16 protein-coding genes and 1 tRNA gene are annotated in these 16,488 nt (G+C 64.0%); 6 read left to right on the top strand and 11 right to left on the bottom strand.

All coding sequences use genetic code 11. The features are described from left to right. The first annotated feature begins 10 nt into the window (after positions 1-10). Positions 11-1,255, top strand: a complete 1,245-nt coding sequence (locus AACG97_RS19420; protein ID WP_047149819.1) for a glycosyltransferase family 4 protein — start codon at positions 11-13, stop codon at positions 1,253-1,255. On the opposite strand, the gene AACG97_RS19425 is transcribed toward AACG97_RS19420, so the two are convergent. Both AACG97_RS19425 and moaB read right to left on the bottom strand, forming a co-directional pair. Continuing rightward, positions 1,244-2,470 carry a molybdopterin molybdotransferase MoeA gene (locus tag AACG97_RS19425; protein WP_225786021.1) on the bottom strand — a complete coding sequence of 409 codons (1,227 nt, stop codon included), beginning with the start codon at positions 2,468-2,470 and terminating at the stop codon, positions 1,244-1,246. The genes AACG97_RS19420 and AACG97_RS19425 overlap by 12 nt on opposite strands. Further along, a complete protein-coding gene (gene moaB / locus AACG97_RS19430; RefSeq protein WP_009686260.1) occupies positions 2,454-2,993 on the bottom strand; it encodes a molybdenum cofactor biosynthesis protein B in 540 nt (179 codons plus the stop codon). Before moaB ends, AACG97_RS19425 begins: the two co-directional genes overlap by 17 nt. 186 nt (positions 2,994-3,179) lie before the next feature. Here moaB and AACG97_RS19435 point away from each other — a divergent pair, with 186 nt between their 5' ends. Beyond that, entirely contained in the window at positions 3,180-3,401 is a 222-nt protein-coding gene (locus tag AACG97_RS19435; protein WP_009686259.1) for a YgdI/YgdR family lipoprotein, read from the top strand. A gap of 80 nt (positions 3,402-3,481) precedes the next feature. After that, positions 3,482-3,558 (top strand) — tRNA-Pro (locus AACG97_RS19440). A 108-nt stretch (positions 3,559-3,666) separates the two neighbouring features. Here AACG97_RS19440 and AACG97_RS19445 read toward each other — a convergent pair. Beyond that, entirely contained in the window at positions 3,667-5,430 is a 1,764-nt protein-coding gene (locus AACG97_RS19445) for an ABC transporter transmembrane domain-containing protein (RefSeq protein ID WP_225786020.1), read from the bottom strand. Positions 5,431-5,639: 209 nt separating this feature from the next. Between AACG97_RS19445 and AACG97_RS19450 the strand changes: the two genes are divergently transcribed. Continuing rightward, positions 5,640-5,813, top strand: coding sequence for a PA1571 family protein (locus AACG97_RS19450; RefSeq protein WP_009686257.1), 174 nt, complete (start codon positions 5,640-5,642; stop codon positions 5,811-5,813). Positions 5,814-5,944: 131 nt separating this feature from the next. Here AACG97_RS19450 and pdxB read toward each other — a convergent pair whose 3' ends face one another. The 5 genes from pdxB to rlmM all read right to left on the bottom strand — a co-directional run bounded on the left by pdxB (position 5,945) and on the right by rlmM (position 9,967). After that, on the bottom strand, positions 5,945-7,087 hold the full coding sequence (gene pdxB, locus AACG97_RS19455) for a 4-phosphoerythronate dehydrogenase PdxB (protein WP_029887248.1): 1,143 nt from the start codon (positions 7,085-7,087) through the stop codon (positions 5,945-5,947). Between the two features lie 60 nt (positions 7,088-7,147). Continuing rightward, positions 7,148-7,390: a sulfurtransferase TusA gene (gene tusA, locus AACG97_RS19460; RefSeq protein ID WP_009686255.1), complete on the bottom strand. Its 243-nt coding sequence runs from the start codon at positions 7,388-7,390 to the stop codon at positions 7,148-7,150. A 107-nt stretch (positions 7,391-7,497) separates the two neighbouring features. Next, positions 7,498-7,656, bottom strand: coding sequence for a hypothetical protein (locus AACG97_RS19465; protein ID WP_197886219.1), 159 nt, complete (start codon positions 7,654-7,656; stop codon positions 7,498-7,500). A 557-nt stretch (positions 7,657-8,213) separates the two neighbouring features. Continuing rightward, entirely contained in the window at positions 8,214-8,387 is a 174-nt protein-coding gene (locus AACG97_RS19470; RefSeq protein WP_165944157.1) for a hypothetical protein, read from the bottom strand. Positions 8,388-8,902: 515 nt separating this feature from the next. Beyond that, entirely contained in the window at positions 8,903-9,967 is a 1,065-nt protein-coding gene (gene rlmM, locus AACG97_RS19475; protein ID WP_125855042.1) for a 23S rRNA (cytidine(2498)-2'-O)-methyltransferase RlmM, read from the bottom strand. Positions 9,968-10,191: 224 nt separating this feature from the next. Here rlmM and acnA point away from each other — a divergent pair, with 224 nt between their 5' ends. After that, the gene (gene acnA, locus AACG97_RS19480) at positions 10,192-12,933 is read left to right on the top strand and encodes an aconitate hydratase AcnA (protein ID WP_009683993.1); all 2,742 of its coding nucleotides are present in this window, start codon (positions 10,192-10,194) and stop codon (positions 12,931-12,933) included. Positions 12,934-13,113: 180 nt separating this feature from the next. After that, positions 13,114-14,679, top strand: coding sequence for a methyl-accepting chemotaxis protein (locus AACG97_RS19485; protein WP_232554987.1), 1,566 nt, complete (start codon positions 13,114-13,116; stop codon positions 14,677-14,679). A 67-nt stretch (positions 14,680-14,746) separates the two neighbouring features. Here AACG97_RS19485 and AACG97_RS19490 read toward each other — a convergent pair whose 3' ends face one another. The 3 genes from AACG97_RS19490 to AACG97_RS19500 all read right to left on the bottom strand — a co-directional run bounded on the left by AACG97_RS19490 (position 14,747) and on the right by AACG97_RS19500 (position 16,488). After that, a complete protein-coding gene (locus AACG97_RS19490) occupies positions 14,747-15,631 on the bottom strand; it encodes a pseudouridine synthase (protein ID WP_029886186.1) in 885 nt (294 codons plus the stop codon). 51 nt (positions 15,632-15,682) lie between these two features. Then, positions 15,683-15,991, bottom strand: a complete 309-nt coding sequence (locus AACG97_RS19495) for a hypothetical protein (RefSeq protein ID WP_009683997.1) — start codon at positions 15,989-15,991, stop codon at positions 15,683-15,685. A gap of 65 nt (positions 15,992-16,056) precedes the next feature. Beyond that, entirely contained in the window at positions 16,057-16,488 is a 432-nt protein-coding gene (locus AACG97_RS19500) for a D-Ala-D-Ala carboxypeptidase family metallohydrolase (protein ID WP_009683998.1), read from the bottom strand.

Genomic DNA, 16,488 nt, shown 5'->3' on the forward strand with positions numbered 1-16,488 from the left:
GACCACGGTCATGCGTATTCTCTGGACACTGCCTTACCTGCCTTGGCCGACCACCAGTGGCTGCAAGACTCGCCAGTACCACCTGATCCGGGTACTGGCCCAGCGCGGCCACCGCATCACCTTGTTGGTGCAATCGAAGATACCCCTCAGCGACGCCGCACGCGAGGCACTGGAACCGTACCTCGAACGGCTGATAGTCCTGCCGCGCAGGCCGCTGCATAGCCCGCTGAACCTGCTGGCATCGCCGATCATCGACTACCCCATGCGGGCAATCATCAATGGCCTTTGCGCAGCGTTGCGGCACCGCTTCGAGCAGTTGCTGGAGGAACCTTGGGACGTGATCCAGATCGAGCACAGCTATAGCTTCCAGCCGTTCGAGAAGGCCCTGCAGGCCCGCGGCCTGCCCTTCATGCTCAGCGAACACAACCTGGAGTCGATTACCGGCAGCGCCTGCCATGACCGCCTGCCGTTATGGCTACGCCCGCTCAATGCCTTCGACCGCTGGCGCTACCGGCGCTGGGAACAGCGCGTGCTGGGCCAGCCCACCGAGCTGGTAGCCGTCAGCGCTCACGACGCCGAGCTGATCGGGCAGATCAGCAGGCGCCCGGTGAATGTGGTGGTCAATGGCGTGGAATGTGATTTCTACCAGCAGGTGCAACCGGCGCTGCACAGCCAGCGCCTGCTGTTTGTCGGCAATTTTGAATACGGCGCCAACCTGGAAGCCATCGAGTGGGCGCTGGAAGACATCATGCCGCAGGTGTGGCTGAGCAACCCGGCCGTGCGCCTGGCGATTGCCGGGCATGCGATGCCGGCCAGCTGGAAGCTGCACTGGAATGACCCGCGGATCGAATGGCTCGGCTATCGCCCCGATCTGCGTGAACTGCAAAGCCGCTCAGCCCTGTTTTTCGCGCCGCTGCGCTATGCCGGTGGCTCGAAGGTGAAAATCCTTGAAGCAATGGCTGCCGGCTTGCCGGTCATCAGTACCGGCAAGGGCGTTTCCGGCCTGGCGGTGAACAACGGCGAGCATTACCTGGGCAGCGATGACAGTGATCAACTGGCCCTGCTGATCACCCAGTTGCTCAACCAGCCCTGGCGCATGAGCCAGTTGAGCGCGGCCGGGCGCCAGTTCGCCCGCCAGCGCCACGACTGGAGCGTGGCGGCTCATCAACTGGAAACCGTGCACATGCGCCTGACCCAGGCAGCACCGGTGCCAGGGCCGCTGGCCGATGCCTGGCTGGGGCGTTCAGCCAAGTAGTTCGCTGAAGGGAATGAATGGCACGCTGTCACCCGTTTTCGGCGTGCTGCCTTCGCGCACCTCCACCAGCCCGTCGGCCCAGGCTGCGCTGCGCAGCACACCCGAACTCTGGTTCTTGTAGATGCGCACCTGGCCCTGCTCGATGCGCGCACGCAAGTATTCACGGCGGCTACCGGGTTTGGGCCAGTCAAACCCCGCCGGCATGTCGAAGCGCAGCGGCATGACATTGCCCACCCCTTGGCGCCGCAGCAGGTAGGGCCGGGTCAGCAGGCCAAAGGTGACCAGGGTCGAGGCCGGATTACCCGGCAGGCCGATCACCGGCACGCCCTGGTAATGGCCGAAGGTCAGCGGCTTGCCCGGCTTGATCGCCAGCTTCCACAGCGCCAACTCGCCCGCTTCGCGCAGTGCGGCCCCCAGGTAATCGGCCTCGCCCACCGACACGCCGCCAGTGGACAGGATCAGGTCGACGTGGCCCAGCCCGGCCAGGCAGGCGCGGGTCTGCGCCAGGTCATCCGGCAGGATGCCGGCATCGACCACCTCGCACCCCAGGCGCTGCAACCAACTGACCAGTAGCCGACGATTGCTGTTGTAGATTTGGCCGGGCCCCAACGGCAGCCCGGGCTCGACCAGTTCGTCGCCGGTGGACAGCACCGCCACTTTGACTTTGCGTACCACCTCGAGCCGGGCGTGGCCCAGGGTCGCCGCCAGACCCAGTTCGATCGGCCCCAGGCGCGTGCCGGCGTTCATCACCTGCTCGCCCTTGCGGGTTTCCTGGCCCTGCGGGCGAATGTTCTGCCCGGCGTGCAGCGCCTCGACGAAACGTACCTGGCCATCCTCCAGCACCTGGGTATTTTCCTGCATCTCGACGCAATCGGCACCTGCCGGCACCGGGGCGCCGGTAAAGATCCGGGCACAGGTGCCCGGCTGCAGAGGCTGTGGCGCATGGCCGGCGAAGATGCGCTGGCTGACGGGCAACGGCTGGCCCTGCCAGTCGGCCAGGCGCAGGGCGTAGCCGTCCATGGCACTGTTCGGCCAGGGCGGCAGGTCGAGCGAGGCCACCAGGTCGGTCGCCAGTACCCTGCCCTCCGCCTCGGCCAGGGGCAGGTTTTCAGTCTCCTGAATCGGTGCCGCCTCAGCCAATGCCAGCAATTGTTCCAGGGCTTGCTCTACCGGCATCAGCGGCCGTGGCTGACTGACCTCAGCCACGGCTGTCACAGGCCATTGCCTGCTTCAGGTGCGGGACAAAGTTGCACGGCCGATGGCGGGCGTCGAGTTGCTCGGCAAGAATGCCGTCCCAACCGGTGCGCACGGCATTGGTCGAGCCCGGCAGGCAGCACACCAGGGTGCCATTGGCCAGGCCGGCCAAGGCCCGCGACTGCACCGTGGAGGTACCGATATCCGGCACGGAGATCTGCCGGAACAACTCGCCAAAGCCATCGACCTGCTTGTCCAGCAGACAGGCCACCGCCTCCGGCGTGCTGTCGCGGCCGGTAAAGCCAGTGCCGCCGGTAATCAGCACCACCTGCACGCGCTCGTCGGCGATCCAGGTGGCAACCTGTGCACGGATCTTGTACAGGTCGTCCTTGAGCAATACCCGCTCTGCCAGGTGATGGCCGGCCTCGCTCAACCGGTCGACGAACATCTGGCCAGAGGTATCGGTGTCGGGCGTGCGGGTGTCGCTAACGGTGAGCACCGCGATATTCAGCGGCACAAAGGGAGTATCTGCCTTGGCTTTCATGGGGGTCCGTCACAACAGGATAGGTTGGCCGCAGTTATATCACAGCGCACTTTTACCGGGTTGCGCCCAACAAACTTGCCCTGGATCAACCGCGCAGATTTATCGCTATGATGCACTTGCAGTGAACTTGCACTAAAGTCCTGCGTCATAAATGTCATCTAGCACCATCGCACTTGGAGAACCACGATGATCAAACGGACCCTACCCGCCTTCCTGCTCGCTTTGGGCCTGGGCACCCTTGCCGGCTGCTCCACCCCAACCGTCATCACCCTGAACGATGGCCGAGAAATCCAGGCGACGGATAAACCGTCCTACGACGAAGACTCCGGCTTCTACGAATTCGAGCAGCTGGACGGCAAGCGCACCCGCCTGAACAAGGACCAGATCCGCACCGTGAAAGAGCTGTAACCGCGGCGCGTTTTCAGCAAAGCCCCTTTGCACAGCAGGGGCTTGCGAGCAAAAACACGATGCAGTAGGATTTTGTTCATCGGAGTGTAGCGCAGCCAGGTAGCGCGTCTCGTTCGGGACGAGAAGGCCGCAGGTTCGAATCCTGTCTCTCCGACCAGATCCTCCAGAAGCCCGCTGATGCGGGCTTTTTTGTGCCTGGAAACTGCCACCAACGGTAGCGTTGAAAGCCGATAGCCACCCCTGCACTGCCCCCGTCACCCCTGTGTCAGGCACTGGTGAACTGCAAGGCCGCCAGCCTGGCATACAGCGGGCTTTGCTCGATTAATTGGCGATGAGTGCCCACCGCCACCAAGCGCCCCTGGTCGATGACCGCGATGTGCTCGGCGTGCTGGACCGTGGCCAGCCGATGGGCGATGACCAGCGTGGTACGCCCGGCCATCAGGCGGGGCAGTGCTTGCTGGATCAGGTGTTCGCTTTGCGCGTCGAGGGCGCTGGTGGCTTCGTCCAGCAACAGGATCGGCGCGTCCACCAGTAGCGCCCGGGCAATGGCCAGGCGCTGGCGCTGGCCGCCGGAAAGCCCGATGCCACCCTCCCCCAGCGGTGTCTGGTAACCCTGAGGTAACTGCCGAATAAACTCATCGGCATGGGCGCCGCGGGCTGCGGCTTCGACCTCGGCCTGGCTCGCCTCGGGGCGGCCATAGCGGATATTGGCTTCCACCGTGCCACGGAACAGCGAAGGGTTCTGTGCAACCAGGGCAAACTGCCGTCGCAGCTGGTCAGGGTCGAATGCTGTCAGCGGCTGGCCGTCGAGCAGGATGCGCCCTTGCTGGGGGTCGTAAAACCGCAGCAACAGATCGAACAAGGTCGACTTGCCGGCCCCTGATGGGCCGACCAGGGCCACGGTCTGGCCAGGCTCGATGACCAGGCTCAGGCCAGCTACCGCTGCCACGGTGGGCCGTGACGGGTAGGCGAACACCAGTTCCTGCAACTCGATGTGCCCGCGGGCCCTCTGCCCCGCCAGGCCCGAGGCGGCACAGCCCGGCAGGATTGCGCTGCGTGCGGCCAGCAGTTCGGCGATGCGCTCGCCAGCACCGGCGGCGCGCTGCAGTTCGCCGATCACTTCACTGAGGGTGCCGAAGGCGCTGCCGACGATCAGGCTGTAGAACACGAAGGCGGCCAGTTCGCCGGCAGATATGCGCCCGGCGATCACATCCATGCCGCCCACCCACAGCATCACCCCAACCGCCCCCAGCACCAAAACGATCACCAGAGTGATCAGCCAGGCCCGCTGGGCAATGCGCTTGCGCGCCACGGTGAATGCCGCCTCGACCGTGTCGGCAAAAAGTGCGCGGTCATGTGCCTGATGGTTGTAGGCCTGCACAGTCTTGATCTGCCCCAGCGTCTCGGCCACGTAGCTGCCTACGTCGGCGACCCGGTCCTGGCTCTGCCGCGACAGCCTGCGTACGCGGCGACCAAACAGCAGGATGGGCGCCAACACCAGCGGCAGGGTCACCACGACGATGCTGGTGAGCTTGGGGTTGGTAATGAACAGCAGCACCACACCGCCCAGCACCATCAATGCGTTGCGCAGGAACATCGACAGCGACGAACCGATGACCGATTGCAGCAGCGTGGTGTCTGCTGTCAGCCGCGACTGGATCTCGGCGCTGCGGTTATCCTCGAAAAAGCCGGGGTGCAGGCCGATCAGGTGGTTGAACACCACCCGCCGCATGTCGGCCACGCAGCGCTCGCCAATCCAGGACACCAGGTAGAAACGGCTGAACGTTCCCACCGCCAGGGCCAGTACCAGCAGCAGGAACAGCCCGATGGTCTGGTTGAGCTGGTGCGCGGAACGGGTCATGAAACCCTGGTCGACCAGCAGCCGGATGCCTTGGCCCATCGACAAGGTGATGCCCGCAGTGACCACCAGTGCCAGCAAGGCCAGCAGAACCTGCCGGCGATAGGGGCGAACGAACTGCCAGGCCAGGCGTAATGCCCGGCGTGGTTGCGGGGAAACCGATTCGGACATGGCGACGATCACTATGGCTGGCGAAGGCCCAGACTACCACTCATCAGGGCTGGGGAACGCGGGCAGGTAGCTATAGCCTATCGATCTAACCAGGGTATGGAGCTTTGCCAGCGTTTCTGTTGGACTGGTATTGCCGTGACGAGCCTGTCGTCACAGGCCAGTCACGGTGCAGGACTACCCTGAGTGTTCACCTGATGAGGAGACCATGCATGAGCTTGCAACCTACCAGCGACAACCAGCAGCCCCGGCCGAACCAGCAACCCCAGGTATGCGGTTCGATCATTGATGCCCAGGGGCGCGAAGTACCGATCACCGAGCAGATGATCCAGCAGGCTTGCAAGGCCCTGGAACAGAGCCGGGTCGAGCGCGTACGCAAAGGTTGAGCGGCGAATTTCTTGCAACCCGGCGCCCGCGCCGGGTTTTTATTTGCCTGAGTTCTGCACTGGCCCTATGCGGCCAGGCCCGGCTGAGCACACTCCCCCGGGAGAGTGGCCGTGCAGCGGCCGGCAGGCCGTCAGACCAATACGCCACCCAGCGCACTGACCAGTTGCGCCAACTGCGGCGCCTCGCCACGCAGGCGCACCGCCAGCCCCTCGATTTCGCGTCGCGCTGGGTACTGCTTGCGCAACTGGTCGAACGCGGCACGCTGTTGTTGCGGGTCGTCGCTCAGGCTGCGGCGGAAGTCGGCATCGTCACGGCGCGGGTCGTACACGGCGCGGCACAGGGTGGCCAGGGCCCAGGCCGGGTCGGCGCTGGCATCCAGCTCGATTTGCGCCAGCGGCGGGCGCGGCAGCAGGTCGGCCAGTTGCACCTGCTCATCCACCCCGAGGAAGCGGCACAGGGCCTGGTAGATCTGCGCGGTGCCACGCTGGCGGCCGTCGAGGCTGTAACCGGCAATATGCGGTGACGCCAGGGTACACAGGTCGGCCAGTTGCAGGTCGACTTGCGGCTCGCCTTCCCATACGTCCAGCACGGCATGGATGTCGTCGCGCTGCAGCAGCAGCTCGCGCAGGGCGGCGTTGTCCACCACCGGCCCACGGCTGGCGTTGACCAGCCAGGCACCCGGGCGCAATTGTGCCAATTGCGCCTGGCCCAGCAAGTGCCAGGTGGGGTAGCCGCCGCTACGCTGCAACGGGGTATGCAGGCTGATCACATCACACTGCTGGACAATGGTTTCCAGGCTGACGTAGTCACCGCCTTCAGCGGCCTGGCGCAGCGGGTCGCACACCAGCACCTTCCAGCCCAGGCCGCGCAGCACACGTACCAGCCGCCCCCCGACCTCACCTGCACCGACCACGCCGTACACCCGTTCGGGCAGCGCAACGCCATCCAGTTCGGCCAGGGTCAGCAGGCTGCCCAGCACGTAATCGACCACGCCGCGGGCATTGCAGCCTGGCGCGCTGCTCCAGCGAATGCCGGCTTCGGCAAAATAGTCCAGGTCGAGGTGATCGGTACCGATGGTGCAGGTACCGACGAAGCGTACCCGGCTGCCTTCGAGCAATGTGCGGTCAACCTTGGTCACCGAGCGTACCAGCAGGATATCGGCGTCCTTGACGCTGGCGGCATCGAGGCTTCGGCCGGGGTAGCGGCGAATTTCCCCGAAGCCTTGGAAGAAGGCATCGAGCAGCGGGATGTTTTCGTCGGCAACTATCAGCATGGCGCTCTCCTGTCTGGGGAGCGCAGTGTAGGCGCATCGCCGGGTGGGTTGCACAGGGTTTCAGTCGGCTTTTTTGCGAATCCAGTAAAGGAAGGTGCCGGCGTCTTCCTGCTGTTGCACGAGTTCGTGGCCGAGGAAGTTGCAGAACTTGGGAATGTCGCGGCGGGTGGACGGGTCGGTGGCGATGACCTTGAGCAGGCCGCCGGCGGCCAGGTTGCGTACGTGCTGGTGCAGCATCATCACCGGCTCCGGGCAGTTCAGGCCGGTGGCATCGAGGATGGCGTCGGGGGTGAAATCGGTCATGGGGGGCTCCGAAAATGATCGCTATTGTCGCGCATCACGCGGCGGGGTCCAAGCGCGGCTTTGCAGGCCTTACGTCCGGACGGGCGTTGCCCAGGCCCTTTGCGCCCCTACGGCGGGTCAGAGGCTTCGCGCCGCCTCCCCCCCGCACGGCTTCTGATCTGGCTGTTGATCTGGCTGTTGATCTTGATCTTGATCTTGATCTTGATCTTGATCTTCGCGACTTCAGGAGGCCGAGCGGAGGGCATGCGGAGGGAGGTGACGGGCATGGATGCCCGTCAAGCGCTGAGGCCCCAGGGACGGGGCCTGCAGCGCGTACTCCCGGGAGCATGCCCGTAGCGAGGGAACCCCGGAGCGCAGCGCAGGGGCCGGATGACGGGAGCGCAGCGTTTTTTGGTTACTTTTTGTCGCGTTTGACAAAAAGTGACTCGCCGTAAGGGCGAAAAGGTGACTACGCGTCGCTATCGCAGCTGGAGTTATCACGCCACCAAAAACCAGCGCCCAGGATTTCAAGCTCTGCAAAGGTGTGGGCGTTTACACCGCATAGGTATTCGTTCGCGTAGGCGGCGCCGAGTCACCTTTCCGCCCTTACGGCGGGTTACTTTGGTCTTGGCCAAAGTAACCAAAGCCGCCCGCTCCCGTCATCCGGCCCCTACGCTTCGCTCCGGGGTCCCCTCGCTACGGGCATGCTCCCGGGAGTACGCGCTGCAGGCCCCGTCCCTGGGGCCTCAGCGCTTGACGGGCATCCATGCCCGTCACCTCCCTCCGCATGCCCTTCGCTCAGCCTCCTGAAGTCGCAATCTGCAGCGCCTGTGCTACCGCGCGTTTAGAAGCAAAAGCAAAAAGCAGAAGCAACAGCAGCGCTTTCTTGGGTTTCGCACCATCCAAGCCCCCCCGCACAGCTTTTGATCTGGCTGTTGATCTTGATCTTGATCTTGATCTTGATCTTCGCGACTTCAGGAGGCCGAGCGAAGGGCATGCGGAGGGAGGTGACGGGCATGGATGCCCGTCAAGCGCTGAGGCCCCAGGGACGGGGCCTGCAGCGCGTACTCCCGGGAGCATGCCCGTAGCGGGGGAACCCCGGAGCGCAGCGCAGGGGCCGGATGACGGGAGCGCAGCGTTTTTTGGTTACTTTTTGTCGCGTCTGACAAAAAGTGACTCGCCGTAAGGGCGAAAAGGTGACTATGCGTCTCTACCGCAGCTGGAGTTATCGCGCTATCAAAACAGGCGCTCAAGATTTCAAGCCCTGCAACAATGTGGGCGTTGAAACCGCATAGGTATTCGTTCGCGTAGGCGGCGCCGAGTCACCTTTCCGCCCTTACGGCGGGTTACTTTGGTCTTGGCCAAAGTAACCCGCCGTAAGGGCGAAAAGGTGACTATGCGTCGCTATCGCAGCTGGAGTTTTCGCGCTATCAAAACCAGCGCCCAGGATTTCAAGCTCTGCAAAAATGTGGGCGTCGAAACCGCATAGGTATTCGTTCCCATCGGCCCCACCCTCAAGCACCAAGCACCGATTCAACGAGGTTTCAGATCAAGCCGCCGCAAATGGCATGTCACTTCCTCACGGTCGTGATACAGCTGCTTGCACGCGATCGAAACCCGTACCTTACGTGCCTTGAACGTCGCCTCCATGCGCTCGAGCAGCCGCCGTACCTCGGCATAACGCTGCTTCATCGGCAACTTCAGGTTGACCACCGCCTCCCGGCATAGCCCCTCACCCAACCAGGTTTCGATCAGCGAAGTCGTCCGCGCCGGCTTCTCGACGATATCGCAAACCATCCAGTCCACCGGTTGCCTGGGTTGCCAGGTAAAACCATCGGCCATCAGGTGCTGGACCAAGCCGGTATCCATCAGGCTCTCGGCCATCGGCCCATTATCGATAGCCGTCACCAACATGCCACGACGCACCAGCTGGTAAGTCCACCCTCCCGGCGAAGCCCCAAGGTCGACGCCGGTCATATCATCGCCCAAGCGCTGCTCCCACTGCTCACGCGGGATGAAATGGTGCCAGGCCTCTTCCAGCTTGAGGGTGGAACGGCTGGGCGCCTCGCGGGGGAACTTGAGACGCGGGATACCCATGGGCCACAACGCGCTGTTGTTGGCCGCAGCGATACCCGCAAATACCCGCCGGCCACTGATGAAGGTCAGCAGCAAGCGTGGGCGGCTGGCGTCGTCAACCAGGCGCCCGGCCTTTTCCAGGGCCTTGCGCAAAGGCACTTCGAACTTGCGGCAGAACGTCGATAACGCCTTGCCCTCGTTGCTGTCCAGCACTTCCAGCCACAGGCTGCCGAACACCGGAAAACCAGCCAACTGCGCCAGCAGCACACTGATACGGTCACTTTCAGGCAACTCGACAAACGCACCCCGGGCCCATTGCCGCGGGAAGATCAGCTGATTGAAACGCAGCTCCCCCATCAACCGCTCGGCACCGCCCTCCTCGCTACAGACAAACTCGGCGCTGGCACTTTGCGGCTTGCCTTTGGCATAGCCCGCGACACCCAGGCGGGCGGCATGTTCGCTGATCTCGGCGCACACCTCACCCTCGAAACCGGGCCGGCAATGCATGAACAGGGTATTCATCTCTCACTCCACTACGGCGGGCGCGTCACAGGCGCCGGCAGGGCGGCGATGATAAAGGAAGTTCGGAACCTGCGACACGCCCCGCCGGTCCAGAAAAGGGTCAGGTGGCCTAAACCGGTCTAACCTGACCTTTCAGCCAGGTCCGTGCCGTGCGGGCCGATACATAACGGTGCTACCGGCAAACCGCAATTCAATGCCGGGCACCGGCGCAGAAGGAGTTGGCAATGCCCTCGCTCGATAGCCTGAACACCCTCAAGCCGCTCAAGGTCGGCGACCAGACCTACCACTATTTCAGCCTCACCGAAGCCGCCCGCCAGCTGGGTGACCTGCAACGCCTGCCCATGTCCCTGAAGGTGCTGCTGGAAAACCTGCTGCGCTGGGAAGACGGCAAAACCGTGACCGGCGACGACTTGCGCGCCCTCGCCCAATGGCTGGGCGAGCGGCGCTCCGACCGCGAAATCCAGTACCGCCCCGCACGCGTACTGATGCAGGACTTCACCGGCGTACCGGCAGTGGTCGACCTGGCCGCCATGCGCGCCGCCATGGCCAAGGCCGGCGGCGACCCACAACGCATCAACCCGCTGTCACCGGTCGACCTGGTGATCGACCACTCGGTGATGGTCGACCGCTACGGCACAACGCAAGCCTTCAGCGAGAACGTGGAAATCGAAATGCAGCGCAACGGCGAGCGCTATGCCTTCCTGCGCTGGGGCCAGAACGCCTTCGACAACTTCAGCGTGGTACCGCCGGGCACCGGCATCTGCCACCAGGTCAACCTGGAATACCTGGGCCGCACGGTATGGACCCGTGAAGCCGATGGCCGCACCTATGCCTTCCCCGACACCTTGGTCGGCACCGACTCGCACACCACCATGATCAACGGCCTGGGCGTGCTCGGCTGGGGGGTCGGCGGTATCGAGGCCGAGGCGGCCATGCTCGGCCAGCCCGTATCGATGCTGATCCCGGAAGTGATCGGCTTCAAGCTGACCGGCAAGCTGCGCGAGGGCATCACTGCGACCGACCTGGTGCTGACCGTGACCCAGATGCTGCGCAAGAAAGGCGTGGTCGGCAAGTTCGTCGAGTTCTATGGCGACGGCCTGGCCGAGCTGCCGCTTGCCGACCGCGCCACCCTCGCCAACATGGCCCCGGAGTACGGCGCTACATGCGGGTTTTTCCCGGTCGATGACGTCACCCTGGACTACCTGCGCCTGTCTGGGCGGCCAGAAGCGACCGTGCAACTGGTCGAGCAGTACTGCAAAACCCAAGGCATGTGGCGCTTGCCCGGCCACGAGCCGCTGTTCAGCGACACCCTGGCGCTGGACATGCACGACGTCGAAGCCAGCCTGGCCGGGCCCAAGCGGCCGCAGGACCGGGTCGCACTGGGCCAGGTCAGCCAGGCCTTCGACCACTTCATCGAACTGCAACCCAAGCCGCTGGCCAAGGAAGTCGGCCGCCTGGAAAGTGAAGGGGGTGGTGGCGTGGCCGTTGGCAATGCCGACCAGGCCGGCGAGATCGACTACAGCCACCAAGGCCAGACCCACACCCTGCGCGATGGCGCCGTGGTGATCGCCGCCATCACCTCGTGCACCAATACCTCCAACCCCAGCGTGATGATGGCTGCCGGGCTGGTAGCCAAGAAAGCCCTGGAAAAAGGCCTGCAACGCAAACCCTGGGTGAAAAGCTCGCTGGCACCGGGCTCCAAGGTGGTCACCGACTACTTCCAGGCCGCCGGGCTCACGCCTTACCTCGACGAGCTGGGCTTCGATCTGGTTGGCTATGGCTGCACCACCTGCATCGGCAACTCCGGCCCGCTGGATGAAGCCATCGAGAAAGCCATTGCCAGCGCGGACCTCACCGTGGCCTCGGTGCTGTCGGGCAACCGTAATTTCGAAGGGCGCGTTCACCCGCTGGTCAAGACCAACTGGCTGGCTTCGCCGCCCCTGGTCGTGGCCTATGCGCTCGCTGGCAGTGTGCGCGTGGACCTGACGCGTGACCCGCTGGGTACGGGCAAGGACGGCCAACCGGTGTACCTGCGCGATATCTGGCCCAGCCAGCAGGAGATCGCGGCGGCCGTGGCCAAGGTCGACACGGCCATGTTCCACAAGCAATATGCCGAAGTGTTCGCCGGCGATGCCCAGTGGCAGGCCATCGAGGTACCCCAGGCCGCTACCTACGTGTGGCAGGCAGACTCCACCTATATTCAGCACCCTCCCTTCTTCGACGACATCGGCGGGCCGCCACCGGCCATCACCGACATCCGCGGCGCCCGCGTGCTGGCGCTGTTGGGCGACTCGGTGACCACCGACCATATTTCCCCTGCCGGCAACATCAAGGCCGACAGCCCAGCGGGGCGTTACCTGCGCGAAAAAGGTGTGGAGCCACGCGACTTCAACTCCTATGGTTCGCGGCGCGGCAACCATGAAGTGATGATGCGCGGTACGTTCGCCAATATCCGAATCCGCAACGAAATGCTGGCGGGCGAGGAAGGCGGCAACACCTTGCACGTGCCCTCGGGTGAAAAACTGTCGATCTATGACGCGGCCATGCGCTACCAGCAGGAAGGAACCCCGCTGGTGGTGATTGCCGGGCAGGAATACGGCACCGGCTCCAGCCGCGACTGGGCGGCCAAGGGCACCAACCTGCTGGGCGTGAAGGCAGTGCTGGCGGAAAGCTTCGAGCGTATCCACCGCTCCAACCTGGTGGGCATGGGCGTGCTGCCGCTGCAGTTCACGGCCGGGCATGACCGCAAGGCGCTGGGGCTGACCGGCAAGGAGCAGATCGACGTGCTGGGGCTGGACGGCGCACCGATTCACCCCGGCATGCCGCTACAGGTGCGCATCACCCGCGAGGATGGCCAGCAGGAACAGATCGAGGTGCTGTGCCGGATCGATACCGTCAACGAGGTGGAGTACTTCAAGGCAGGCGGGATTCTGCATTATGTGCTGCGCCAGCTGATTGCGGGTTGAGGGCGCAGCCGCACTGGAAAACCTGCGACACCTGCCAATCGAGCGCCGCCCACACGGCGTTCGATTGCTCAGGCACCCTTGCACCAAAATCGAACACCTTTTGTCACGCATGTTAAATAATCTCTCAATAATCCCGGTGGCTTGCCGATACCCATCCAAAGCCCTGCGGACTATCACCCCATGCGTAACAACCAGCCGATTACCCAGAGAGAACGGACTTTCCCTGCCCAGCAGCGGTTGATCTCCACCACCAACGCCAAGGGCGTGATTACCTACTGCAATGATGCCTTCATCGACATCAGTGGGTTCACCCGCGAAGAACTGACCGGTGCGCCGCACAATCTGGTGCGCCACCCCGACGTGCCGCCTGCTGTGTTTGCCCATATGTGGCAAACCCTCAAGCAAGGCCAGCCGTGGATGGGTATCGTCAAGAACCGCTGCAAGTCGGGCGATCACTACTGGGTCAACGCCTACGTCACACCGATTTTCGACAACAACCAGGTGGTCGGCTTCGAGTCTGTGCGGGTCAAACCCACCGCCGAGCAGATCCGCCGCGCCGAGGCGCTGTACCAGCGCATCAACCAGGGCAAGCCGCCGGTACCGCGCCGTGACAAGTGGCTGCCGGTGCTGCAGGACTGGTTGCCGTTCATCCTGATCAGCCAGGCGGGCTTCCTGATTGGCAACTGGCTGGGCCATTCCTGGGGCTTCGCGTTGGCCGCCGCGCTTTCCGTACCGCTTGGGCTGATCGGCCTGAGCTGGCAGCAACGCGGCCTCAAGCGCTTGCTGCGGCTGGCTGAACAGACCACCTCCGACCCGCTGATCGCGCAGATGTACACCGACAGCCGTGGCGTGCAGGCCCGCCTGGAAATGGCCATGCTCAGCCAGGATGCGCGCATGAAAACCTGCCTGACCCGCTTGCAGGACAGCGCCGAGCACCTCAGCGACCAGGCGCGGCAGTCCGACGCCCTGGCGCACAAGAGCTCTTCGGGGCTGGAACGCCAGCGGGTCGAAACCGAACAGGTCGCCGCCGCCGTCAACCAGATGGCTGCGACCACCCAGGAAGTTGCCAACCACGTGCAACGCACAGCCGATGCCACCCAGGAAGCCAACCGCCTGACCAGCCAGGGCCGGCAGATTGCCGGGGAAACCCGCGAGGCCATCGAACGCCTGTCGACAGCAGTGGGCGAAACCGGCCAGACCGTCACGCAACTGGCCAAGGACAGCGACGAAATTGGCGGTGTCGTCGATGTGATCAAGGGCATTGCCGACCAGACCAACCTGCTGGCATTGAATGCCGCCATCGAGGCGGCGCGGGCTGGGGAAATGGGCCGTGGCTTTGCTGTAGTGGCCGACGAAGTGCGCCAGCTGGCTCAACGCACCGCCGAGTCCACCGGGCAGATCCACAGCCTGATCGCCAAGCTGCAGCAAACCGCCAGCACCGCCGTACTGACCATGGAAACCGGCCACCGTCAGGCGCAGGAAGGCGTTGATCGTGTGATGCAGGCTGACGAAGCGCTGGTCGGCATCAGCGAAGCGGTCGCCAACATCACCGACATGGCGACCCAGGTTGCCGCCGCGACCGAAGAGCAGACCGCCGTGGCCGATGAGATCAGCCGTAACATCAGCACCATCGCCGAACTGGCCGACCAGACCGCCGAGCAGGCACAGCACTCGGCGCTGTTGAGCGAAGAGCTGACCACTACGGCCGGGAGCCAGTACTCACTTGTGGAGCGCTTCAACCGCTGACCGCAGACCTGCGCGCCGCGAGGGGTTGCACAGCAGCCCCTGGCTGGCAACGCATGCCCAGGCAGGGTTACCAGTCCAGGCTCAAGCGGCTCTCGAAATAGCGCTCTTCGCCGCTCAACGGGTCGGTGAAACGCAGGCTCTGCGCCAGCAGTTTCAATGGCCGCTGGTAATCGTCTGCGGTGTCGAGCAACTGCGGATAGAACGGGTCATTGCTGATGCCCGCGCCCAACGCAGCCATGTGCACCCGCAACTGGTGGGTCTTGCCGGTGACCGGCGACAACCCGTACCGCCACAGCGCTCCACGCTTCTCCAGCACCTCGGCCAGGGTTTCACTGTTGGCCTCGCCCTCTACCTCATGCATGCGGAAAAAGGGCTCGCCATGCACCAGGCGGCTTTTGTGCACCAACGGAAACGCATGTTGCGGCAAAGCGGCCGCGATGGCCTGGTAGCGCTTGTCGATACGTCGCTCGGGGAACAGCCGCTGATAAGCGCTACGCGTATGCGGGTTGGCAGAGAACAGCACGAGCCCGGCGGTATGCCGATCGATGCGATGCAACGGCACCAGGTGAGGGTTATCCAGCCTGCGGATCAGGCGGCGCAGCAAGGTGTGCTCAACGTACTCGCCAGTCGGTGTCACCGGCAGGAAATGCGGCTTGTCCGCCACCACCAGGTGCTCGTCCACGTGCAGCACGTGCTCCTGCACCGGGATCGGTCGCTCGTTCGGCACCTCGCGAAAATAGTGCAAGCGCATGCCCGGTTTGTAAGGCAGCTCGGCAGCCACTGCCTGCCCCTGGGCGTCCAGCACCCGCCCCCTGGCAAAGCGGTCGAGCCACTGGGCACGGTCGATGGCCTTGAAATGGTCACACAGGCAATCGAGCACCGTTGCCCAGTGACCGGGTGGCAGGCACACGGTGCTGGCTTGCTGGCGGGCGGGGTCGAATGGCGTGGACATGGCAGGGCTCGGAACAGACACGGCCGCGCATTATCACCCAACCCCGCCCCATCAACCAGCCTGGGCCAGCGCCTCGCTGCGCTCCTTCAACCAGCGCAGCACCTGCACAGGCTCCCAGCGGCCAGGGTCGTAAAGTGCGTAGAGCGCTCCCTGGTACCCGACCACATCGAGCCCACGGTGGTAGCCGGCCCGCTGGAACAAGGCTTCGATCTCGGCAAAGCAGGTATTGAAATGCACCTTGCCGAAGGGGGTGCGGTCATCGGTCACCAGGCCTTCGAGGCGCAGTTCCAGAACGGCGTCGGCCACCCGCTCCACAGGCATGCGGTTGACGCTGTACTTGAGTTGCTCGACGTTGAGCATGGCTTTACCTCGATACTGTATTTATATACAGCATACGAACATCCTCGCGTCGCAGTCAATGCGCTTCATTGCAGCCCCGCCAGATAGCCGCCGCCCTTGCGGATGGTCAACACCTGGCGCCGCGGGGTGCCCCGCGCCACCGACAGGTGCACCCACTTGTCGAATTCCAGGATGAGTTGATCGAAGGGCACCGTACTTTCGCTGATCCGTTGCACGGTCTCGCGCGGGCTGACCTCGATGACCGTGAAGTCAGCCGCCAGCCCTTGTACATGCTGGCTGTTGGCGGCACCGCCAATCAAGCGGTTGACTTTCTCGCTACGGTAGCCACTGCTGACAATGATGGGCACGCCGAACAGCGCGCGCACCTGCTCCAGGGCACAACACAGCAGTTGCAGGTTGGCCCTGGCTTCAGGTGGCGGGGTGTTGTCGAACCCATCCCTGGCCGCGAGCTGGGAAACGGTCAGTTCAGCGAGGGTGAAATGTGGTGTGATCAACAT

This window comes from Pseudomonas sp. Nvir, from assembly GCF_963778085.1.
GTDB classification, from domain to species: domain Bacteria; phylum Pseudomonadota; class Gammaproteobacteria; order Pseudomonadales; family Pseudomonadaceae; genus Aquipseudomonas; species Aquipseudomonas juntendi.